Genomic DNA, 21,353 nt, shown 5'->3' on the forward strand with positions numbered 1-21,353 from the left:
AGCCGGGACCCATACGCCGCAGCCCCGGAGAGGGCACAAGGGGAGATGGCTTCCTTCGCCATCAGCAATGGTGGCTATGGGTCCCTGCGTTCGCAGGGACGACGGGCTGGTGGATGGCATTCACCCCACCAGCCTGAACGTCACGCCGCAGAGATCAAAGCTGTCGCCCGACACCTTGCAACCCTTCGCCCTGGCGGCGTCACGCACCTTGCCAACATCGGCGACCTTGAACGTCAATCCACTCATCAGATCGCTGGCGCCGCTGACGAAGCTGAAGCGCGCGTTGGGCAGTTTCAATTCAGCCTGACCGTCCGCACTCTTGCCGGCCGTGATTCCCAGTATCTTGCCCCAATGCGCCGCGAGCCCCTGCGGGTCCGGGCTCTGCATCTCGACGTCGGTCAGCGCCAGCGTCACGTCCTTGCGGATCGCCTTCTGCCAGTCCGGTCCGGCCGGCGGATAGTGGCCGAGCACGTCGTCGCTGCCGTCGGTGTGGTTGAACTCGATGAAGGCGGCGCGGCAATCGCGCGGATGCAGTTGCACGCCGTGATACGGCGCGTGCGTGATCACGTTCGCCGTGCGCACGCCGATCCCGTTGGCGTGCTTGCCGCGCGCATCGGGATCGTCGCAGCAGAAGATCGCCATATAGCCGCCGCGCCCGCCGGTCTTGTCGAGAAAGCGTCCCGCCGCGGTACCCGCCTGGAACGGCGCCACCACCTCGAGCAGGATGGTGTCGACCGGCAGCAGCGCGTTCTCCAGCCCGTACTTCGCGACGTTGCCGTCGCGGTAGCAGACATCGAGGCCCATGATGTCAGAGATATCGGAGATCACGGGCTCGAGATGTGGCGCCACCAGGCAGATCTGCCGCAGCCTGAGATACTCGGCCATCGTCACTGCCCCTGGAAGACGGGCTTGCGCTTCTCGACGAACGCCTTCGCCGCTTCCTTGTGGTCGGCGGTCTCGCCCGAGCGCGAATGATGGATGGCTTCGGCGTCGAAGCAGGCTTCCAGCGACATCGTCTCGGCATTGTTGATGTTGCGCTTGATGTAGCCCAGCGTCACCGACGGCCCCTGCGCCAGCGACATCGCGAGATCATGCGTCGCGCTGTCGATCTCGGCATCCGGCACCACCTTGGTCACCATGCCGAGATTATAGGCCTCCGTCGCGCTCAGCACCGGCGAGGTCAGATAGAGCTCGCGCGCTTTCGCGCTGCCGAGCATCTGGGTCAGGAAATAGGTGCCGCCGTAATCGCCTGACAATCCGACCTTGGCGAAGGCGGTGGTGATCTTGCAGGAGGCGCTGGCGACGCGCAGGTCGCAGGACAGCGCGATCGACAGCCCGGCGCCGGCCGCCGCGCCGTCGAGCTGCGCCACCACGGGCTTCGACATCTGGTGCAGGATTCGCGAGACTTCCATGCCGCGGCGCAGATTGACCATCTTGGCCTCGAAGCCGAGCGGCGCGCGGCCTTCCGCCATCGACTTGACGTCGCCGCCGACGCAGAACGTGCCGCCCGCGCCCTTGATCAGCACGGCGCGCACCTCCTGATCGTCGACCGCGCGCCGCGCCGCCTCCACCAGCCCGCGGGTCATGTCCGGATTGAGCGCATTGCGCCGGTCCGGGCGATTCATGGTGATGGTGAGCAGGCCCTGCTCGAGTTTCTGGAGGACCATTTCGTTTGCGCTCATGTGTCGTGCTTTCTTTGTTGTTGGTTTTAGGCCGTCATTCCGGGATGGTCCGAAGGACCAGACCTCAGGTGTGCCTTGCACACCGGGGAATCTCGAGATCCCGGGTTCGATGCTTCGCATCGCCCCGGGATGACGCTTCGCGTTATTTCTTCACCAGCGGGCAGCGCGAGGCTTCCAGCGTCTGGAACGCCTCGCTGCCGGGGATCGTCGCCAGCAGCTTGTAAATGTCCCAGCGCGATTTGGACTCTGACGGCTTCTTCACCTCGAACAGGTACATATCATGCACCATGCGGCCGTCCTCGCGGATCTTGCCGTTCCTGGCGAACATGTCGTTGATCGGGGTTTCCTTCATGATCTTCATGACGGCCGCGGAATCAGTGGTGCCCGCAGCCTTCACGGCCTTCAGGTAGTGCGTGACCGACGAATAGACGCCGGCCTGCGCCGAAGTCGGAGCCCGCTTGATGCGCTCCATGAAGCGTTTGGAAAACGCGCGGGTCTCGTCGTTGAGGTCCCAGTAGAATGCTTCCGAAAGCAGCAGCCCCTGCGCCGTTTCCAGACCGATGCTGTCGATATCGGTGACAAAGACCAGCAGCGGCGCAACTTTCTGGCCGCCCTTCATCAGTCCGAACTCGGCCGCCTGCTTGATGCCGTTGACGGTGTCGCCGCCGGCATTGGCCAACCCGATCACCTTGGCTTTCGAAGCCTGCGCCTGCAGAAGGAAGGAGGAAAAGTCAGACGTGTTGAGCGGATGCCGGACGCTGCCGAGCACCTTGCCACCCGACTTCACCACCACGTTGGTGGTGTCCTTCTCGAGATCCTGACCGAAGGCGTAGTCGGCGGTCAGGAAGTACCAGCTATCGAGGCCCTGCTTGACAGCGGCGAGACCGGTCACATTGGCCTGGCCGAAAGTGTCGAACACGTAGTGTACCGTGTAGGGGCCACAGGCTTCGTTGGTGAGCCGGATCGAGCCGGGGCCGTTGAAAATCACGATCTTGTTGCGCGCCTTCGCAATCTCACCGGCGGCGAGCGCAGTGGCCGACGCCGCGACATCGAACAGCATCTCGACGCCCTGATTGTCGAGCATGTCGCGGGCGATGTTGGCGGAAAGGTCGGCCTTGTTCTGATGATCGGCCGCGACGATCTCGATCTTGCGGCCGAGAACTTCGCCACCAAAATCCTCGACCGCCATTTTCGCGGCAGTCTCCGAACCCGGCCCCGTGATATCGGCATAGAGGCTCGACATGTCGAGGATGCCACCGAGCTTGAGCGGCGGCTTGCCTTGCGCCAGCGCCGCAGTCGCCGACATCGCCAGCACCGTGGCGACAATGCCTGTTATTGTTCTTTTCACGAAGGCCTCCCTGTAAACGCGCCGCATTGCCTGCGGGCTTGAAAAATTTTCGGCGCGATCATGCCGCATGGCATCATGAGCGGCAAGGCGCGGGAAAGGAGATTCCGTCGCGATTTCCGTTAAGCGGAATGCCCCCTGCAGGATGGCTGGAGCGACTTGTTCCCCGTAGCTCAACGAGCGAAGGCGGAAGCGAAACCCATCAAACGTTGTGCGGGAGATATCGCTTCGGTCCACCCATCCTGCTGCACTGAGCCTGGCGCTCCACAAATGTACCCACGCGGCAACCGTCCATTCATCATGAACATCCAACTCGCATGGCGCTCTTCCGCCAAGGTTGCTATAGTGACTGAAAGCAACCTGGTGGGAGCGGTCCGTGCCACGATCGATAACACTTCGCTTCGATCTGAATGCCGGCGGCGACCCGGAATTCCTGAACATTCACAAGATACGAAACTACGCTGAAGCGTTGAGCCTGGAGCTGGAGCGATCCGGGCTGGGCTCGCTGCCGATGGATGACGCCGACCGCGCAACGACACATGTCCGTGTTTCGCGGATACGAAAGCGCAATTTGCGACGATGCCTGGCGCTCGTCGACGAGCTGCTCGATCAGCACTTCATGATGGACACCGTCGCCATCCGCGTCGAGGATCAGACGGGCGGGATTGAATCGTGATCTCACATTGGATAGCCGCAGCCGCGCTCATCCTCCTCGTCGCAGGAGGCATGGCCATCGCCTGGCCTTTCCGCAAGCACGCCAAGAACCCTGGGGAGGGCGGCGCTGACATTTCGGGCCCTGGTCCATGGATAGACGGGTCGCATCATGGCTCCGATGGTGACGCATAGGCCCGCAGTTCATGCATGGGACGGCTTCGCAGTAGCGTTCGATCATTTTCCGAGCTGCGCGACCACGCTGAACCACAGGGCGAGGGTCTCCGCATAGGAGCCCGGCTCCGCCGGCTTCTGGCGAACGGCGGTGTGCACCATGACGAGCTTGGAGGCGGGGTCGACCAGGATTGCTTGCCCCCGGATGCCCAGCAGCGCGAACCGGCGCGCCTCACCGGGAAGCAGCCAGACCTGGTATCCGTAGCCGAAATACGGCGTGGCGGTCTTGGGCGCGAGATAGGCATCGGCCGGCTGCACCGTCGTGGCATCCAATAGCCACTGCCGCGGAATCAGCTGACGCCCTTCCCATGCGCCGTCATGGGCGAGCAGACGGCCGAGCCGCGCGTAGTCGCGCAAGACCGCGTTGAAGCAGCAGAACGTGATTTCCTGTCCGGTGCCGTCGATCGCCCACGACGCGTCGGCCTCTGCGCCGATCGCTTGCCAGATCCTGTCGTGGAGATAGTCCGCGACCGGCCCGCCGGTGACGGCGCGCAGCACCAGACCCAGGACTTCCGTCTCGACGCTGGCGTAATGCCATTTGGTTCCGGGCGGGGCGATACGCGTGTTGAATTGAGCGACGCTGGCGATGGGGTCCTTTCCAGGTGCAACGAAGAGATCGCGTGAGAGCTGGGCGATGTCGTCATTGCCATCGTAGTTTTCCGTAAAGGCGACGCCTGATGACATATGCAGCAGGCTGCGGATCGAGGTCTTTCCGTATTCCGTCGTCGCCAGGCCGGGCACATAGGCCGAGACGGTATCGTCGATCGATTTGATTTTTCCTTCGGACACAGCGATGCCGATCAGCATCGCCGTGATCGTCTTCGCCATGGACTGTGAGAGGAAACGGTCGCGATCACTACGCGCATATTGATAGTGCTCATAGAGAATGGTGTCGTCTCTTGCGATCAACAGCCCCGTGGTCGGATTGCGGTCGAGATAGTCCTTGATCGCAAACTTCTCCGATCGGAACGTGTAGGAGATCGAGGGCTCGGCCGCTCGCTTGAACGGCCAGGGCGTCTCGGCGCGTCGCACCGGGCGTGATGGAAACAACTCACCGAAATGGGTGTAGGTACTGACGAGGTGCTGCGGCTGACTGGCTGTCGTGCGATCGCCGGCCGGAAACCCCGCAGCAGCGCCGTAGATTTCGGCGTCGGGGCCGGTGTTTGAGAATACCGGCCCGAGAGCAGCCTGGTTGGCATCCCCTGCCTTCGCCACTTCCTCTGCGACAGCCGACGGCGCTCCGGCCGCAATGAGCGCAAGTAACACCACAAACCAGCATGAGTGATGCTTCATGTTGCCTCCGCAACGGAATGTCGGAAATCTGCCTGATTGATTTGCGGTGTGGTGACACTACACCAACAGCCCCTTCCCTGGTACGTGATTGAGTTCGAGCCTGATGCCATCGGGGTCCTCGAACAGCATCGAATAATATCCCGGCGCCCACAGATCCTCGCGCGGCGCGCGGATGATTTTTGCGCCCAGCGTCTGCAGGAAGGTGTGCAACTCGTCGACATCGGCGCGCTCGCGGGCGCGGAAGCAGAGGTGATGCAGGCCGACGCGCTTTTGCTCGAACGCCGCGCCCTCGTGCTCCGCCGACGGCGCGCTGATGCCGACGGCGGTGCGGCCGCCGACACAGTAGTAGGTGGTCTCGGTCTCGATCACAGGCTTGAGGCCGAGAAACGGCAGCAGCTTCGAATAGAAGTCGCGCGAGCGCGCAAAATTCGAGGCGGTGAGGAAAATATGGGCGATGCCGTTGACTTCCATTGTCTCCCCCTGCGTGGCAATCTAAGGTAGTATTGTGATTGCTGATCAAGCATACAGGAACGGCACGATAGCGAGCAGCGTTATGATGCGTCCGATATCGCGGGGTTCCGCTTCGCTTCCGGCCTGCGCCGCCTCGCTCCTCGCACTGGCGTGCCTCGGCCGGGCTGAGGCTGCCGATTGCGCGTTTGAACCGCAGGGCGGGGGCCGCGTTGCCACCGTCGTCGATGCGCGCAGCTTTCGGCTCGAGGACGGCCGCGAAATCCGCCTCGCCGGCATCGAGCGCGCTGGAACCGACAGGACCAGCGCCACAGCCGCCCTGTCGGCCATCGTCACCGGCCGCGACGTGATTCTGCATGGCGAGGACGATTCGCCGGACCGTTACGGCCGGCAGCCGGCCTTCGTCTTCGCTGCCGGCTCGGAACATTCGGTGCAAAGCGAGTTGCTGCGTCGCGGCGAGGCGCTGGTTTCACCCGATATCGCCGACAAGAATTGCGCGGCGGCACTGGCCACCGCCGAAGATGCGGCGCGCGACTCCAAATTGGGCATCTGGGCCGACGCTGCGGCCATAAAAAACACGGAAAGTCCGGGCGATATTCTGGCCGCGATTGGGCAGTTTACGGTGGTCGAGGGTAGAGTACTGTCCGTTCGGCAGGCGGGGACAATCACCTATCTGAATTTCGGTCGAAACTGGACACGGGACTTTGCTGCGACTATTCCAAGGCGGATCATTCCGGCGTTGGAGAGCGCCGGTCTTGGACCCAAGTCATTCGAAAATCGACGGATTCGTGTCCGCGGCGTTGTGACGTCGCGGGGAGGGCCACGGATCGAGGTGTTCCGGGTGGGGCAGATCGAGGTGCTAGGCGGGAAATAGCGTTTGATCCGAAGACTGGGCACCGGTTTTCGACTAGGATCATGCGCGATAACAGGGATGAGATCACTGGTCTCGATCGGATCACGATCTTGGTGGCGGATTTGACGCAACGTGCGGAACGGCGCGAAGGAAACACGGGCTGCCGCCTCTTGGCCGCGCCGGCGTTGCTGTGCGCCGCGCTGGCGCTTTCCGCCTGTGGGAATCTGGGAAAAATCGAGACCGCCGCACCGGCCGCGCCCACGCCGAAGCCGAGCCGCACGGTGGCTCAGACGCCGGCGAGCGAGCGCGAGCATGAGCGGATCCTGGCCTCCTATGGCGGCGCCTATGACGACCCGAGGCTCGCGACCCTGATCGGCAAGACGGTCGACCGTCTGGTGGCGGCGTCCGACCGGCCCGACCAGGCCTACCGGGTCACCATTCTCAATTCCGGCGCCGTGAACGCCTTCGCGCTGCCGACCGGGCAGCTTTATGTGACGCGCGGGCTGGTCGCGCTCGCCAGCGACACCTCGGAACTGTCCTCGGTCCTCAGCCACGAGATGGCGCATGTGCTGGCCAAGCACGCCTCGATCCGGGAAGACCAGGCGCGGCAGGCGGCCGTGGTGACGCGCGTCGTCACCGACATGAGCAACGATCCGGATCTGACTGCGCTGGCGCTGGCGAAGACCAAGCTGACGATGGCGAGTTTCTCGCGACAGCAGGAATTCGAGGCCGACGGTATCGGCGTCGGGATTTCAGCCCGCGCCCATTTCGATCCCTATGGCGCGTCGCGTTTCCTGGCCTCGATGGAGCGCAATGCAGCGCTGAAGGCCGGCAAGTCGGCCTCGCTCGACCCCCGCGCGCAGGATTTCCTGTCCTCGCATCCGGCAACGCCCGAGCGCGTGCAGAACGCGCAGGCCAGCGCCCGGCAATATAGCTCGCCGCAGTCCGGCGAGCGCGACCGCGAGACCTACCTCGCCGCGATCGACAACATCGTCTATGGCGAGGACCCGAGCGAAGGTTTTGTGCGCGGCCGCCGCTTCCTGCACCCGAAACTCGGCTTCACCTTCCAGGCGCCCGAGACGTTCACGCTCGACAACACCGCGCAGGCCGTGATCGGCGTGCGCGAGGGCGGCACGCAGGCGATGCGCTTCGACGTGGTGCGGGTGCCGGCCGAACAGTCGCTGTCGGACTACCTGAGTTCGGGCTGGATGGAAGGCGTCGACAAGGGCTCGACCGAAGACCTCATGATCAACGGCTTCCCGGTGGCCGCGGCGAACGCCAACGGCGACCAGTGGCAGTTCAAGGTCTTTGCGCTGCGCTACGGCAGCGACGTCTACCGTTTCATCTTCGCCGCCAAGCAGCGCAACACCGAGAGCGAGCGCAATGCGCGCGAGACCGTCAATTCATTCCGCCGCCTGACGCTCGAAGAGATCCAGGCCGCGCGCCCGCTGCGCATCAAGATCATCACCGCGCAGCCCGGCGACACCGTGGAATCGCTCTCCCACCGCATGACCGGCGTCGACCGCCCGGCCGACCGATTCCGCATCCTCAACGGCCTCGACCAGCACGCCCAGGTCAAGCCGCGCGATCGCGTGAAGATCGTGGTGGATTGAGGCCGGGGCCGCTGCTGGCTGCGCCCGATCGTCTCTGAATGCACTCGCCAGGCCGCGCGCGAAATAAACCCGGGCCAGCAGCGGACGCACGAGCGAATAGGGCGTGGCATTCGCATGCGGCAACGAGCATCGAGTTCAAAGACAAACTGATAAGCGCCTGTGAACCGGCTTCGATCGGCTTAGACTAGCTTAAGACCTGGAGGGCCTTCGAATTTCGACCTTCTCTCCGACCTCGATGACCATCAGGTCTTCACCAAGTTCCACGGGACCCGAATAAGTCTTCCGCGTTGGTGGTATCAGATCTTGCTCGGTGGCGTTTGGCAACACAACGTGTGAATACACCGCCAGCCTGGGCCTTGTCCGAGCAAACACCTCACCCGCCTGCTCCGGCGTGGTGTGGTGGGCGATGATGTTTGCAGTCTGCGCCGGCGGAACTCCAACGCGCTGGAATGTCTCTGGCGAGACAACGTTATGAATCAACAGGTCAACGTTCTGTGAGTGCCGAATGAGATTTTCAGAGATGCGCGTGTCTCCGGAGAGCACAACGGACCGGCCGGAATAATCGATCCGAAAGCCGAACGCAGGCTTTACGGGCGTGTGGTCTACCTCGAACGCGGTGATCTTCACGCCGCTGTTCTCATACACGACCCCCTCGGTAATGTCCTCGGCGAGGATGACCACGCCGTTTGGTGGTGCTCGGTCGTCGTCTAATCGAATTCGGATATCGTACTCGAATGCCTGCGCGAGGAACGACATCATGCGCTGGGTCCCTGCTGGCCCCCGCACCTGCAGTGGTCGATCCCGGCCTGGCCTCCCCACAAGCCAACCGGTCAGCCACAGGTCCGGAAAGCCGACCACGTGGTCCGAGTGCAGGTGAGTAAGAAAGACGGCATCTATTCCCTGCCAGGGCACCTTGACCTGGTTGAGCCGCTGGAGGGCGCCTCGGCCAGCATCAAAGATGAACTTCTGCCCGCCCGCCTCGACGAGGGTGCTCGGCCCGAACCGATTCATGACCGCAGGAGGACATCCTGTACCCAGGAGGGTGATTTTGATGTCTTGCCCCAGGGCGGCCATCGGGAAAATGAGAGCAAACAGGGCGATTCCAAAAATGCTGAAAACTGAACGACTTGACGCTGCGAAGAAGACCAGGCGGATCATGGATGCGTGCCTTTCGCTCGCTACAGTTTGGGTGAACGGCTGCCCGGAACTCTCGCTATCCCAAGCCGCATCATGATGCGGTACAATTGACCTTGCGTCCTGAAAGTATCCCGAAATTTTCGGAAGGGACCTGTAAGAGGCGACCTTGCTCGAGTCACTGCAGCATTCAATCGTTCTCGGCGAGCGAACCATTGACCTCGGCCGTGAACTGCTGATCGACGGGCGCGGCGACATTGTTCCCTTGCGCCCTCGAGCCTGGTTGTTACTTCGGCTTCTCGCCACGCGAGCCGGACGTTTGATCAGCAAAGACGAGATCATGGATGAGGTCTGGCCGGACTGTGAGGTCACGGAAGACTCTCTCGTCCATGCCGTAGGCGACGTCAGGCGTGCTTTGGGATATGTCGACCGATCCGCCTTAAGGACCGTGCCGCGCCGCGGCTACATGCTGGCAATCAGCGAAAGTCAGATTTGCGGGCCCGGCCGTTCGATCGCGGTGGCACTCGAGCCCCCTGCCCCTCCAGAACCGCCGCCTCCATCTGCGATACCGCGTCTGTCTATCGTCGTTCTACCGTTCGCAAATCTCGGCGATGATCCTGAGCAAGAGTATTTCGCTGATGGCGTGACCGACAGTCTTACGACGGACCTGTCACGCATCGCTGGCGCCTTCGTCATCGGCCGCAACACCGCATTCACCTTCAAGGGAAAGGCGGTAGACGTGAGGGAGATCGGCCGTGAACTGAGTGTCCGGTACGTGCTGGAGGGGTCGGTGCAACGCGGCGACAACCGCTTTCGCCTAAACGTCCAGTTGACCGACACGCAGACCAGAACTCAAGTGTGGGCCGAGCGATTCGACAAGTCGGCTGCCGATCTGCTGGATATGCAAGATGAAATCGTATCCCGACTCGCAAATACGCTGAACGCTGAACTCATCAAGGCCGAGGCAAGACGCGCGGAACGGGTGCTCCGACCGGACGCCATGGATTTATTCCTTCAGGGCAAGGCTTTCCTGAACAAGGGCGTGACGCCCGCGTTCCTGGCACGGGCAAGGGACTTCTTCGAGCGCGCTGTGGCGCTTGATCCCGACAACATCGAAGCGGCAGTTGCCGCGGCTCAGGTCGATGTATCGATCGGTTCATCCTTTGTGACCGACGACGGTTCGGTGCATTTCAAGGCCGCAGAGAACGCGCTCAATTGCGCGTTGCTGCGCGCGCCGAATCATCCCAGAGCCCACATGCTCCTTGGGGCAGTTCACATTCGAACAGAACGAGCTGCCAACGGGATCGCCGAATGCCACCAAGCCTTGAGGCTGGATCGGAATCTAGCCGATGCGCACGGGTTCATCGGGCTTGGAAAGTATGTGCTGGAGCGTAGCGAGGAGGTCGAGGGGCACGTTCAAGATGCGCTGCGAGTGTCCCCGCGCGACACGCGTGCCTTTCTTTGGTTCATGTTTGTCGGAATGGCCAAGTTGATGACCAAAGCGGACCTTGAAGCAATTGGCTGGCTGCGCCGAAGCATCGAAGCCAATCCCAATCACGCGCTCTCTCACTTTCATTTCGCCGGTGTGCTGGGGATGATGGGAGACCTGAACGAGGCACGGTCCAGTGCAAAGGCGGGCTTGGCGCTTGATCGCAGCTTCACCATCCGTCGATACCGCGCCAATGTCTTCCGGTTTGATAATCCAGCCTGGATGGCGAGGCTCGGGCAATTGTGTGAGGGAATGCGCGCGGCCGGGATACCAGAGCGGTAACGTCTCTGCTTTGCGCATTAATCACGATGAGTCCCTGCCCTAGACTTGCGGCGCCGCTTTCGCTTCCGGGCTGCTTTGCCCGAGGCGCGGCTCTGTTCCGGCGAGGAGCCGCTGAATGTTGGCGCGATGCCGCACGATGACGTAGATGCCGCCGGCGATCACCAGCAGGCAGTAGGGCAAGGGCTGCTCCAGGATCAGGACGAGGGCGATCGCGGCCAGCGCCGCCAGCATCGAGCTCAGCGAGACAACCCGCGAGACGGCCAGCGCAACGCCAAAGACCGCTGCGGCGCCCAGACCTACCGGCCAGGACATTGCCAGCAGCACACCGAGCCCGGTCGCGGCGGATTTGCCGCCTGTAAAATTCAACCAGATGGAACGGCCATGCCCCAGCAGCGCGGCCAATCCAGAGAGGCACACAGCCCACGGCATAAGGGATTGCAGATCGAGCGCCGCCGGTGGCGCAATGAATGGCCACGCATGGAGCGAGGCGTAAAACCAGCGGGCAAAGACGACCGCCGCCATGCCCTTCAGCACATCGATCAGGAGCACGCCCAGGGCAGGCCATTTTCCCAGGGTGCGCAATACGTTCGTTGCACCGGTGGATCTGGAGCCATGCTCCCTGATATCGATGCCCCTGAGCAGCCTTCCCGCCAGAAAGCCCGTCGGCGTCGCGCCGAACAGGTAGGCGATCGCCAATCCAGCGGCAGCCACCATCCAGAAAACCATGTGCCCACCCCGACGCATGCTGCCAAGCGAACCGTGGCCGCTAGCGTCACTGGATCAGAGAACGTGTCATGGGGAAAGGCGCTTGAAGAACCGGATGACGGATTTCGAATCGTCGCGCCCCATCACGAATCGCCGGCCGCCTCGCGGGCGAGACGCTCGGCTTTGAGACGCTCGTAATTGGCGCGGAAGGCGTCGTCGGCCTTCTTGCGCTCGTCGAGGGCCTTCTCGGCGTCCTCGCGGCGTTTTTCCATCAGCGCGGCTCGCTCCTCGCGAGAGCGCGGCGGTGTGGTTCGGTTCTCATAGGTCATGCGCATCAACGCATCAGCACGCCAGAAGTTCCCTTCCGGAAGCCTGGTTCCGCGCAAGCCGCCCAGCGCGATCAACGCCGGACGGGGAGAATGGTTCTCCGGCTAAAGCCCGCGGGCGCGCGCCTGCCAGCGCGATTCGAAACTGTCGGCATCATCGGTCATCTGCGCCTGCGCATTCATGGGATCGCTGCGCTTCTCCGTGACGACGCCGACGGTTGTCGGTTCAGGGGCCCAGACTTGCACGGCGGGCGCCACTACCGGGGCCTTGGCTTGCACGGGCGTCGTGACGGGCCAGCGCAGCGCCGATTTCGCGATCACGGCCTTGCCGGCGTACCAGCATTTGCGGCCCTCGATCAGCCGCCATGACCACTGTCCTTGCGCCCTGGCGGGCACACTGGCGCGGCACTCCTTGATCTGCGCAGCCGGTGCGTTGATCGGAAGCAGCGCCGCCGACAGCGCTGCCATCAGAACGGCGAAGAAGACGTACTGGCCTTTCATCGAATCCCCCTTGCGGTAGATGGATGTGGCGCGGAGCATCTCCCTCGATTCGGGTTACAAGAGGTCGAAAACTGGTCCATTCCGCGCTAAGAAAATGGAACTGGAACCCGAGGTCAGGTTCCATGCCGCTTGCCGAGAGTTCCCGGCGCCTTGCGATTTCGGGAAGGCTCGCGAATTTTCGTCGGAGACTTCTTCCCCACTCTTGGCCGGAACAGAACAGCGCCGGAACCGAATAGCCAGTTCGAGCGTCACTTCCTGACGCATGGGAGGCGCCGCATGGAAAACTTTCTTCTCTTCATCCTGTCGAGCAGTTGCTGCACGCTGGTGACGAGCGTGGTTCTCCTGTTGCGGTCGATCACGGCCATGCCCTGACAGCCGCCGGGAACCGCAGCCTTATCGTCGCGCGCATAAGCAAACAATATGAGCGCAAACAAAAAGCCCGATCTTTCGAGCGGGCTTTTCGTTTTAGTCCTTGGGATTCTTTCAGGCGGCTTCGTCCGCCACGGCCGCGTCGTCGCCATCGGCCTCGACATCCGCCTCGTCGGTTTCGCCGTCCGCCTCGGTCGCCTCAGTCTTGGCGCCACGGCGCGGGCTCTTGGCGAGCTGGGCTTCGATTTCCTTGACCGCCTCGGTCTCGGTCGAATGCTGGACCACGGCGATTTCGCGCGACAGACGGTCGAGCGCCGCTTCATAGAGCTGGCGTTCCGAGTAGGACTGCTCGGGCTGCGATTCCGAACGATAGAGGTCGCGGACCACTTCGGCGATCGCGACGATGTCGCCCGAATTGATCTTCGCTTCGTATTCCTGCGCCCGGCGCGACCACATGGTCCGCTTGACGCGCGCACGGCCCTTCAGCGTCTCCAGCGCCTTCTTGACCAGCGCCGGCTCGGACAGCTTGCGCATGCCGACATTGGCGACCTTGGCGGTCGGCACGCGCAGCGTCATCTTGTCCTTCATGAAATTGATCACGAACAGCTCGAGCTTGGCGCCCGCGATCTCCTGCTCCTCGATGGCCAGGATCTGGCCGACGCCGTGAGCCGGATAGACCACGAATTCATTGGCCTTGAAGCCCTGACGCTGGGTCACGACCTTCTTGGGCTCTTCGACGCGCGGCGCGGCAGCCGCGGGCGCCGGCTTGTGAGCGGGGGCCTTCGGCGCAACGGCAGCCTTCGGAGCAGCAGCCTTCACAGGGGTCTTTACGGGAGCCTTGGCAGCAACTTTCGGGGCAGTCTTCGAACCCGTCGCTTTCGCGGCGGTCTTGGCAGTCTTTTCTGGCATTGCGCTTCTTTTGTTCTTGGAGGACTTTGCAGCCGAAACCTTCCTGGCGTCCTTTACGGGCGCCTTGGCACGGCCCTTGGTTGCGCTGCGGCTGGCCGGAGCGGCTTTTTTAACTTTAACGTTCTTGGAAGCACTCTTTTTACGCGTTTTCTGTGACACAGCCTGCGCGCGGAACTGCCACGCCCCTGTTCGATGTTTTTACGGAACCCATCGGGGCCACATGATACGCAATGGCCGGATCGGCTAAGAATGTGCCCAATATAGCACATTTTCCGCAAAAATCAATGATTTACGGCCGGTTCCGGGACCTTACGGGCCGGTTCCGCCATAAGTCGGCTAACAGGGTTAAATCAAACAGGCCGGTTCGGCTCAGATTGGGGCCGAAAACAGGCTCAACGAACCGATAATTTATCCACAGGCTCAGTCGCCCGATCCGGGCTCCTTGGAAAAATATTTCTCGAATTTGCCCGCGACACCATCGAATTCTTTCGCGTCCGCCGGCGCTTCCTTCTTCTGCGTGATGTTGGGCCAGGTCTTTGCGTACTCGGTGTTGACCTCGAGCCACTTCTCCAGGCCCGGCTCGGTGTCGGGCTTGATGGCGTCGGCGGGGCACTCGGGTTCGCAGACGCCGCAGTCGATGCATTCGTCGGGATGGATGACCAGCATGTTCTCGCCCTCGTAGAAGCAGTCGACGGGGCAGACCTCAACGCAGTCGGTATATTTGCATTTGATGCAGGCTTCAGTGACGACGTAAGTCATCCAGCGCTCCGAACAAGGCTCAGTTTTCCGGGGTTTGCGTAGCGCATGCGGTGCGCTGCCGCAAGGGAAGCAGCAAGCCCCCGGCCGCCGTTTTTCAGGCGGCCCCGCCGGTCGTTTACGGCCATTTACTCCTTGCCACTGTGCAGCTCGTCATAGAGCACGCGCGCAGCCGTCGCATCGCCGCGCCGCTCCGAGAACGCCAGCACCTTGAGGACGCGCACACCACGATCGAGTCCGACGGTGAGGACATCTCCGACCTTCACCGCATGCCCCGGCGCCTTCTCGCGCACGCCGTTGATGCGGACGTGACCTTTCTCGACGAGATCAGCAGCCGAGGTGCGGGCCTTCACCACCCGCGCGTGCCACAGCCATTTGTCGAGACGCTGCCGCTCCAATCAGCCCTCTCGATTATTCCTTGCGGCCGGCGAGTTGCTCCTTCAGCGCCGCGAGTTTTGCGAACGGCGAATTCGGATCGGCCGCGCGATCACGCTCGCGCGGATTTGCGCTGGTCGCCCACTGGCGATGCGAAGGACCGGACTCGCGCTTGTCGCGGCCGCCCTTGTCGCGTCCGCCGAACTCGCGGCCGCCGCGTTCGCGATCGCCCTTGTCGCGACCACCACCCTTGCGGTCGCCCTTGTTGCGATCGAATTTGTCGCGGCGCTCCTCGCGGTCGCGGCCCTTGCCTTCGAAGCGCTCGCGCGGCGGACGGTCGTGACGCGTTTCCTGCGCTTCCGCCGGCGCTGCGCCCTCGGCGGCAGGCGCCGCTGCAGCTTCCGTCGGTGCGCCCTCGCGCGGCTTTCTGAAATCGTTGCGGCGGCCGCGACGATGGCGTTGTTGCGCACCCTCGCCTTCGGCAGCCTGCGCGCCGTCGCCCGCGCGCTGATGACGCTGGCGGTTGCGATCGTGATGCGGACGGCGCTCGTCGGAACGGCCACCGGGCCGCCAGACTTCGACGAGCTGCGGCTCGGCCGGCGTCTCAGCCTTTGCTTCGCCATCCGCCTTGGCTTCCGCTGCAACGGCTTCCGCTGCAACGGCTTCGGCAGGCGCGGCTTCTTCGGCGGGCGCCTCGCTTGCGGTTGCGGGCTCGGCGGCAGCTTCAGCGGCGCTGACCGCTTCCATCGGCTGCTGTTCCGGTGGCGCATCCGCGATCGCGGCTTCCGCCGGCGTGGTCTCGACCGGCGCGGGCTCCTCCGTCGCCTGCGCGAGCGGCGTCACATCCGGCAGCAGCGATGCCGAGGAAACAGGCTCGCTCGCGACGGGCGCCTCGGCGGCGATTTCTTCCGCCGGTGTTTCGGCTGTCGCTTCGACCGGCGTTTCGGCTGCTGCTTCCGCAGTCGCCGCCACCGGCGGTGTCTCGGCAGCAACCGTCTCCACCACTTCCACCGGCTTCGGCGGCAATGGCGGGCGGCGATCCATGCGATATCCGAGCGCGCGCAGCACCGAGGCAAAATCCTCGCCGGCCGATCCGGTCAGCGAGGTCATCGCCTGCGTCACCACGAAGCCGCGACCGTCGAACGCGCCGGCCGGCTTCTCGCCCGGCGAGCTCTCGCGCCACGCCAGCGCGGGGCGGATGAGATCGGCGAGGCGCTCGAGAATATCGACGCGCACCGCACGCTCGCCGCACTGGCGATAGCCGAGCACACGATAGGCATCGCGCGGCAATGCCTTGTCGACCGGGAACGAGGTGCGGCCCGAACTCGCCAGGTGCTGCGCGCCCGACAGCGCGGACATGTCGACATTGTCCTGCTTCTCGGCCCATAGCAGCGACGCCAGCGCACGCGCCGCGGGTTTCAAGAGCGCCGGGAAATAGATGTGATAGGCGCCGAAGCGCACGCCGTACTTGCGCAGCGTCGCGCGCGAGGTCTGGTCGAGATCCTTCATCTCGGCCGATATCTTCGCGCGCTCCAGAACGCCGAGCGCCTCGACGAGCTGGAACGCGATGCCGCGGCCGATGCCGGTGATGTCCTCGGCCTTCGACAGGCCGAACAGCGGGCCCAGCAGCTTTTCGATATGCGTCTTCAGCCAGAGATCGAGCCGCGTCTGCACGGCCTCGCGCGGCGCGCCCGTCAGCCGATCATCGGCAATGATGCGGATGCGCGGATGCAGCGCGTCTTCCGCGGAGACCAGCTTTGCCACGGCATCGCCGGTCCAGCGGATGGTGCCGTCGGAGGTCAGCACGAGCTGATCGTCGGGCGCTGCGGCAAGTTTGCCGGCGCGCGCGTCGATCTCGCTGGCCAGCACCTGCTGGGCCGCGGCCTGCAGCGCCTTCGCATCCGAGCCCGCCTCCGCCGCGTCTGGCGCAAAGGTAAATCCATCGAGCCGGCCGATCGTATGGCCCTCAACAATCACTTCGCCGGTCTTGCCAATTTCCGTATTCAAAACTGAGTTCTCCCGCAGGCGGCGCATCAATACACTGGTCCGCCGGTCAACGAAACGCTCCGTAAGGCGTTCATGCAGCGCATCGGATAATTTATTTTCAATCTCCCGCGTCATTCCCTGCCAGTGGTCGGGATCGGACAGCCAGTCCGGGCGGTTGGCGACGAAGGTCCAGGTGCGGATTTGCGCGATCCGGCCCGACAGCGTGTCGATGTCGCCGGTGACGCGGTCGGCCTGGTCGACCTGGGCGGCAAACCATGCGTCAGGTATGCGTCCCTTTTTCATGAGGAATGCATAAAGCGTGGTCACGAGTTCGGCATGAGCTGCCGGGGCGATCTTGCGGTAGTCGGGAATCGCGCAGGCATCCCACAGCCGCTCCACGGCGGCCTTGCCGTGGGCCATGTCCCTCACCTCGCCGTCCCGGGCGGCGTGGTCGAGCACGCGCTGGTCCTCGGCGATCGGCGCGCGGGTCAGGACCTCGTGCCCCGGCGGCAGCGCCAGCGAGACCTGCAGGCTGCCGAGCGAGGAGAAATCCAGCTTCGAATTCCGCCACTGCAGCATCTTGACGCTGTCGAAGGTGTGGTTCTGCAGCGCGTTCACCAGTTCCGGCTCGAACGGCGCGCAGCGTCCCGTCGTACCAAAAGTGCCGTTGCGCGTGGCGCGCCCGGCGCGGCCCGCGATCTGCGCGAACTCGGCCGGCGTCAGCCGTCTGAACTGATAGCCGTCGTATTTGCGGTCGGAAGCAAAGGCGACGTGATCGACGTCGAGGTTCAGCCCCATGCCGACCGCGTCGGTCGCGACGAGATAATCGACGTCGCCGTTCTGAAACATCGCGACTTGTGCGTTTCTTGTGCGCGGTGACAGCGATCCCAGCACCACGGCCGCGCCCCCATGCTGGCGGCGGATCAATTCGGCGATCGCGTAGACTTCGTCGGCCGAGAACGCGACGATCGCGGTACGCCTGGGCTGCCGCGTGATCTTGCGGTCGCCGGCGAATTCGAGCTGCGACAGCCTGGGCCGCGTGATGATGGAAGCACCGGGCAGCAAGCGCTCGATGATCGGGCGCATGGTCGCAGCGCCCAGGAGCAGCGTCTCGTCGCGGCCGCGGCGATGCAGGATACGGTCGGTGAAGACATGCCCGCGCTCCAGATCGGCCGCGATCTGGATTTCATCGACGGCGAGGAACGAGACGTCGAGGTCACGCGGCATCGCCTCGACGGTCGAGACCCAGTAGCGCGGCGACTTCGGCTTGATCTTCTCCTCGCCGGTGACGAGCGCGACGCTCTCGACGCCGGAGCGGTCCACGATCTTGTTGTAGACCTCGCGCGCGAGCAGCCGCAGCGGCAGGCCGATCACGCCGGAGGAATGCGCCAGCATGCGCTCGATGGCGAGATGCGTCTTGCCGGTATTGGTCGGCCCGAGCACGGCGGTAACGCCCGCGCCGGGTGCGCGTTCGGTTGCGAACGAGGAAGGTGAGAAAGCCATTCTGTGCAGGTGTTTCTTGTTTCGAGTGCCGCCGCCTGTCCGTCATTGCGGGGAATGAACGACGACGCAATCCATCCAGCGCATGGACGGCTTCGCTTCGCGCGCAATGATGGATGATATCTGGTCGTCCGGCGTCAATTCCGCCAATTCTGTTTCACTTTGCGACGGCGATGCGGTCGCGGCTTAATCTCTGGAACGAGTCTGGAACGAATCGCGTCCGAATCGCTGACTCCTACCGAAACCCGATACGTTCACCGCAACATCTCGCGCTGAAGCGCACAGGGCCACACTAGATCAAGTTTACAAGGGCTCCACAAGCGGCGGTTTCGGGCTTGATTTCTTAATGACCTGAGTCGAATCAGAAGTGGCGAGGAGTCAACATGATTCATGGTGGTTGCAGCGAGATTGGCCGCGGCGGCGAATGCCCTCTCTCCCCGTCGTCCCTGCGAACGCAGGGACCCATAACCACAGGCGTTCACGGGTTGGCGCCGGCCGGCAACTCCGAATTCCCTTAATCGGCACGGCCGCGGCGTGTGGGTCCCTTGCGTTCGCAGGGACGACGGCGAGTGCCAACCTTGGCTTCAATTCGTCTTGGCCACCCGCGGCGGGGCTGCACTCGTCACGAACGACGTCGCCTCCAGCATCGCCAGCCCCAGCGGGGTCGGGATCGACATCCGGAACGGCACCAAAATCCGGGTTCCCGCGATCGGCACGAAGGCGATTTCGATGCGGCGTTCGGTGGCGAGGTATTTGATGACCGGCCGGTCGGGGATGTAGCCGGCGACCGGGGTGAAATAGATGGCGCAGACCAGCGCCGGCCCGTGATAGCCGCGCTCGGCCCGCACCATTTCGATGCGCTTGTAGTCGAGCTTGAGGTCGTAGCGCAGGCGGCCGTCGAAGATCCCCGCGCCCGTGCGGCAGGAATCCGGCGACAGCAGCTCGCCATTGCCTGCCACCCGCAGCATCGAGCCCGTCATGGGATCGAACACGCCCTTGCGGTGGGCGTCCAGCACGGGGATGCGGCCGGGATCGACCGGCGGAACCGGGTCGATCGAAAATTCCCTCACATTGCCGCCGGCTAGCGACAGCCGGATGGTCTCGGATTTCTTCTGGGTGGTGGTGGTCGCGGTATAGGCGTTCGCCACCAGCGCGCCGTTGACGACGCGGCCCTGGCTGGAGCCGGAGCCCGAGCCACCCGAAAAAGCCTTCAGCAGCCCCGCGGTGCCGCCCTGGGCGGAGGCGGCAAAGCTGTCGTCGCCGATTTCGATGGTCCAGGCGCCCCTGCCGACCGGAATGCCGGCCAGCGTCGCCTCATATTGCGCCTCCAGCCGCCCCTGCGCGGAGGCCGCCTGGGGGCTGAGCGAAAGCCACGCCGGGGCGAACAGGCCAAAGACGAGCGCCAGCCTTGAGACAACGGCAGAGGGAGAGACGGCGTGAGGCGTGGTCACGAATGAGAAGTCCCGGGGTCGGCGCGTGCTGGTGTTCATTTAGGCCAAAATATCCGGCAAACAACGCGTGTTTCGCGACAATCACGCATAAACCCGGCCTCCGAGGGCTTGCCCGCGCATCAGGCGGGCGGCCACAGCCGGCACTTGTTCGAAAGCCATGGTGTCGGCGCGGATTGCGCCCTTTATATGATGGCTTAAGTGGCTGGAACCCCTGGTAAACCAGCCGTTACCGGATACTTTGCCGGCCGCACAACCTTGACCTCGCGGCCATCTCCCCCTATACACCCGCGGTTCCTGGAAATGGACGCGATTTTGGACCCCCGCGCGCTGGCCGCGTGAGACGCTTGGCTTTTGGCGGGGATGGAAGAGGATTTTGACAATGTCCCGGCGCTGCGAACTGACGGCCAAGGGCCCCCAAGTGGGCCACAAGGTGAGCCACTCGAACATCAAGACCAAGCGGCGCTTCCTGCCGAACCTGACCAACGTCACCTTCATCTCGGACGCGCTCGGCCGCAACGTGCGCCTGCGCGTCTCGACCAACGCGCTGAAGAGCGTCGACCACAATGGCGGCCTCGATGCCTACCTGCTGAAGGCCAAGGCCGACGTCCTCTCCCCCCGCGCCCTCGACCTGAAGCGCGCGATCGAGAAGAAGGTCGGCAAGCCCGCCCCCGTGAAGAAGGCGAGCTAAGCGCAAGCTCAAATCGGCGGATCGAAGTTTGAAACGGCCGGGTCGAAAGACCCGGCCGTTTTTGTTTTGGCGCGAGAGCACGCAGTCTCACCGTCATGGCCGGACTTGTCCCGGCGATCCGCGATTTCGCTTCTCTCAATGGGTTCAGAACGCCTTCGGCAACCCCGCCTGACGCAGAATGGCATTTGCGGTGTGGCGGCTCGGAATGCCCACCGGCACCGGAAAATTCCGCTTGGTGATCGGGCTATGCCAGATTTCGTGGCTGCCCTTGCCCTGCCAAACCAGCATGCAACCCGCGGGCGCGCAGCACATCGCGCAATGGCTTATCGAACTGAGGAGCCATTCAGGCTACGGCAGGCTCGGCTTCGCGCAGCGCGGTGATCTGAAGAAACAGCGACGACGGATCGATATCGGGATGATTGTCCGGCAACAGGTCCAGCGCCATCGCCGATATCTTCGCCAGCAACTCGTCAAGCGTGGGCGCATCGGCGGCAGCCGGGATGTCGTCGCAATGCCCGGTCCACACCGAGGCTTCGTCGTCCCAGCTTGCAGAAATCGTGAAAATGACCGGCTTCGACATATCGGCTCTGCCTCAATCTCGCAGGGACCACGCCGGAGCGTGCCCACCATGGGATATATAGCAAGCCGTGGCCATCTGCGAGAGGCACTTGACGCAGTGCGGAAAGCCGCCGCAACGTGCGACCAACATGCTCAAAACGCGCCGACCCGATCGTGCAGAAGGT

The 21,353-nt window shown here is 63.5% G+C and carries 20 protein-coding genes and 1 pseudogene; 5 read left to right on the forward strand and 16 right to left on the reverse strand.

Annotated elements, in window-relative coordinates; all coding sequences use genetic code 11:
- Positions 1 to 120: 120 nt before the first annotated feature.
- From V7E26_RS01420 to V7E26_RS01430, 3 genes are all read right to left on the reverse strand, one after another.
- Positions 121 to 885 (reverse strand): hypothetical protein, encoded by a 765-nt coding sequence (locus V7E26_RS01420; protein ID WP_324412675.1) that lies wholly within the window; start codon positions 883 to 885, stop codon positions 121 to 123.
- A gap of 2 nt (positions 886 to 887) precedes the next feature.
- Positions 888 to 1,682: an enoyl-CoA hydratase gene (locus tag V7E26_RS01425; protein ID WP_324412677.1), complete on the reverse strand. Its 795-nt coding sequence runs from the start codon at positions 1,680 to 1,682 to the stop codon at positions 888 to 890.
- A gap of 142 nt (positions 1,683 to 1,824) precedes the next feature.
- Entirely contained in the window at positions 1,825 to 2,988 is a 1,164-nt protein-coding gene (locus V7E26_RS01430) for an ABC transporter substrate-binding protein (RefSeq protein WP_442893338.1), read from the reverse strand.
- A 415-nt stretch (positions 2,989 to 3,403) separates the two neighbouring features.
- Between V7E26_RS01430 and V7E26_RS01435 the strand changes: the two genes are divergently transcribed.
- Positions 3,404 to 3,703, forward strand: coding sequence for a hypothetical protein (locus tag V7E26_RS01435; protein ID WP_324412681.1), 300 nt, complete (start codon positions 3,404 to 3,406; stop codon positions 3,701 to 3,703).
- 212 nt (positions 3,704 to 3,915) lie between these two features.
- Here V7E26_RS01435 and V7E26_RS01440 read toward each other — a convergent pair whose 3' ends face one another.
- Both V7E26_RS01440 and V7E26_RS01445 read right to left on the reverse strand, forming a co-directional pair.
- Positions 3,916 to 5,205 carry a serine hydrolase domain-containing protein gene (locus V7E26_RS01440; protein ID WP_324412683.1) on the reverse strand — a complete coding sequence of 430 codons (1,290 nt, stop codon included), beginning with the start codon at positions 5,203 to 5,205 and terminating at the stop codon, positions 3,916 to 3,918.
- A gap of 57 nt (positions 5,206 to 5,262) precedes the next feature.
- Positions 5,263 to 5,676 carry a VOC family protein gene (locus V7E26_RS01445; protein ID WP_324412685.1) on the reverse strand — a complete coding sequence of 138 codons (414 nt, stop codon included), beginning with the start codon at positions 5,674 to 5,676 and terminating at the stop codon, positions 5,263 to 5,265.
- Between the two features lie 85 nt (positions 5,677 to 5,761).
- On the opposite strand from V7E26_RS01445, the gene V7E26_RS01450 reads away from it, so the two are divergent.
- Positions 5,762 to 6,547: a thermonuclease family protein gene (locus V7E26_RS01450; RefSeq protein ID WP_324412687.1), complete on the forward strand. Its 786-nt coding sequence runs from the start codon at positions 5,762 to 5,764 to the stop codon at positions 6,545 to 6,547.
- 41 nt (positions 6,548 to 6,588) lie between these two features.
- Positions 6,589 to 8,139, forward strand: a complete 1,551-nt coding sequence (locus V7E26_RS01455) for a M48 family metalloprotease (RefSeq protein ID WP_324412689.1) — start codon at positions 6,589 to 6,591, stop codon at positions 8,137 to 8,139.
- A 189-nt stretch (positions 8,140 to 8,328) separates the two neighbouring features.
- On the opposite strand, the gene V7E26_RS01460 is transcribed toward V7E26_RS01455, so the two are convergent.
- Positions 8,329 to 9,297 carry an MBL fold metallo-hydrolase gene (locus V7E26_RS01460; RefSeq protein ID WP_324412691.1) on the reverse strand — a complete coding sequence of 323 codons (969 nt, stop codon included), beginning with the start codon at positions 9,295 to 9,297 and terminating at the stop codon, positions 8,329 to 8,331.
- Between the two features lie 145 nt (positions 9,298 to 9,442).
- Here V7E26_RS01460 and V7E26_RS01465 point away from each other — a divergent pair, with 145 nt between their 5' ends.
- Positions 9,443 to 11,044, forward strand: coding sequence for a winged helix-turn-helix domain-containing protein (locus V7E26_RS01465; RefSeq protein WP_324412693.1), 1,602 nt, complete (start codon positions 9,443 to 9,445; stop codon positions 11,042 to 11,044).
- Between the two features lie 39 nt (positions 11,045 to 11,083).
- Here the strand turns inward: V7E26_RS01465 and plsY are convergent, their stop codons facing one another.
- The 8 genes from plsY to V7E26_RS01505 form a co-directional block, all read right to left on the reverse strand.
- Positions 11,084 to 11,770 (reverse strand): glycerol-3-phosphate 1-O-acyltransferase PlsY, encoded by a 687-nt coding sequence (gene plsY / locus V7E26_RS01470; protein WP_324412696.1) that lies wholly within the window; start codon positions 11,768 to 11,770, stop codon positions 11,084 to 11,086.
- Between the two features lie 122 nt (positions 11,771 to 11,892).
- Positions 11,893 to 12,153 carry a hypothetical protein gene (locus V7E26_RS01475; protein WP_324412698.1) on the reverse strand — a complete coding sequence of 87 codons (261 nt, stop codon included), beginning with the start codon at positions 12,151 to 12,153 and terminating at the stop codon, positions 11,893 to 11,895.
- 27 nt (positions 12,154 to 12,180) lie between these two features.
- Positions 12,181 to 12,576 (reverse strand): hypothetical protein, encoded by a 396-nt coding sequence (locus tag V7E26_RS01480; protein ID WP_324412699.1) that lies wholly within the window; start codon positions 12,574 to 12,576, stop codon positions 12,181 to 12,183.
- Positions 12,577 to 13,059: 483 nt separating this feature from the next.
- Complete coding sequence (locus V7E26_RS01485) at positions 13,060 to 13,854, reverse strand: CarD family transcriptional regulator (protein WP_324412701.1); 795 nt, start codon at positions 13,852 to 13,854, stop codon at positions 13,060 to 13,062.
- Positions 13,855 to 14,274: 420 nt separating this feature from the next.
- A complete protein-coding gene (gene fdxA / locus V7E26_RS01490; RefSeq protein WP_324412703.1) occupies positions 14,275 to 14,613 on the reverse strand; it encodes a ferredoxin FdxA in 339 nt (112 codons plus the stop codon).
- A gap of 125 nt (positions 14,614 to 14,738) precedes the next feature.
- Positions 14,739 to 15,008, reverse strand: coding sequence for an RNA-binding S4 domain-containing protein (locus V7E26_RS01495; RefSeq protein WP_324412705.1), 270 nt, complete (start codon positions 15,006 to 15,008; stop codon positions 14,739 to 14,741).
- Between the two features lie 13 nt (positions 15,009 to 15,021).
- Positions 15,022 to 18,474 (reverse strand): helicase-related protein, encoded by a 3,453-nt coding sequence (locus V7E26_RS01500; protein WP_324412707.1) that lies wholly within the window; start codon positions 18,472 to 18,474, stop codon positions 15,022 to 15,024.
- Between the two features lie 581 nt (positions 18,475 to 19,055).
- On the reverse strand, positions 19,056 to 19,922 hold the full coding sequence (locus V7E26_RS01505) for a DUF3108 domain-containing protein (RefSeq protein ID WP_442893337.1): 867 nt from the start codon (positions 19,920 to 19,922) through the stop codon (positions 19,056 to 19,058).
- 379 nt (positions 19,923 to 20,301) lie between these two features.
- Here V7E26_RS01505 and rpmB point away from each other — a divergent pair, with 379 nt between their 5' ends.
- A complete protein-coding gene (gene rpmB / locus V7E26_RS01510) occupies positions 20,302 to 20,610 on the forward strand; it encodes a 50S ribosomal protein L28 (RefSeq protein ID WP_057860560.1) in 309 nt (102 codons plus the stop codon).
- A 144-nt stretch (positions 20,611 to 20,754) separates the two neighbouring features.
- Here rpmB and V7E26_RS01515 read toward each other — a convergent pair.
- Positions 20,755 to 20,953 (reverse strand): annotated as a pseudogene (locus V7E26_RS01515) (type II toxin-antitoxin system HicA family toxin).
- Positions 20,954 to 21,190, reverse strand: coding sequence for a DUF1902 domain-containing protein (locus V7E26_RS01520; protein ID WP_324412714.1), 237 nt, complete (start codon positions 21,188 to 21,190; stop codon positions 20,954 to 20,956).
- Between the last annotated feature and the right edge of the window lie 163 nt (positions 21,191 to 21,353).

It is taken from the genome of Bradyrhizobium sp., from assembly GCF_036735945.1.
Classification (GTDB): domain Bacteria; phylum Pseudomonadota; class Alphaproteobacteria; order Rhizobiales; family Xanthobacteraceae; genus Bradyrhizobium.

Coding starts and splice junctions, on each gene's coding strand:
- V7E26_RS01420 (WP_324412675.1), bottom strand. CDS start 885: ATGGCCGAGTATCTCAGGCTGCGGCAGATCTGCCTGGTGGCGCCACAT.
- V7E26_RS01425 (WP_324412677.1), bottom strand. CDS start 1,682: ATGAGCGCAAACGAAATGGTCCTCCAGAAACTCGAGCAGGGCCTGCTC.
- V7E26_RS01430 (WP_442893338.1), bottom strand. CDS start 2,988: ATGTCGGCGACTGCGGCGCTGGCGCAAGGCAAGCCGCCGCTCAAGCTC.
- V7E26_RS01440 (WP_324412683.1), bottom strand. CDS start 5,205: ATGAAGCATCACTCATGCTGGTTTGTGGTGTTACTTGCGCTCATTGCG.
- V7E26_RS01445 (WP_324412685.1), bottom strand. CDS start 5,676: ATGGAAGTCAACGGCATCGCCCATATTTTCCTCACCGCCTCGAATTTT.
- V7E26_RS01450 (WP_324412687.1), top strand. CDS start 5,762: ATGCGTCCGATATCGCGGGGTTCCGCTTCGCTTCCGGCCTGCGCCGCC.
- V7E26_RS01455 (WP_324412689.1), top strand. CDS start 6,589: ATGCGCGATAACAGGGATGAGATCACTGGTCTCGATCGGATCACGATC.
- V7E26_RS01460 (WP_324412691.1), bottom strand. CDS start 9,297: ATGATCCGCCTGGTCTTCTTCGCAGCGTCAAGTCGTTCAGTTTTCAGC.
- plsY (WP_324412696.1), bottom strand. CDS start 11,770: ATGGTTTTCTGGATGGTGGCTGCCGCTGGATTGGCGATCGCCTACCTG.
- V7E26_RS01480 (WP_324412699.1), bottom strand. CDS start 12,576: ATGAAAGGCCAGTACGTCTTCTTCGCCGTTCTGATGGCAGCGCTGTCG.
- V7E26_RS01485 (WP_324412701.1), bottom strand. CDS start 13,854: ATGCCAGAAAAGACTGCCAAGACCGCCGCGAAAGCGACGGGTTCGAAG.
- fdxA (WP_324412703.1), bottom strand. CDS start 14,613: ATGACTTACGTCGTCACTGAAGCCTGCATCAAATGCAAATATACCGAC.
- V7E26_RS01500 (WP_324412707.1), bottom strand. CDS start 18,474: ATGGCTTTCTCACCTTCCTCGTTCGCAACCGAACGCGCACCCGGCGCG.
- rpmB (WP_057860560.1), top strand. CDS start 20,302: ATGTCCCGGCGCTGCGAACTGACGGCCAAGGGCCCCCAAGTGGGCCAC.
- V7E26_RS01520 (WP_324412714.1), bottom strand. CDS start 21,190: ATGTCGAAGCCGGTCATTTTCACGATTTCTGCAAGCTGGGACGACGAA.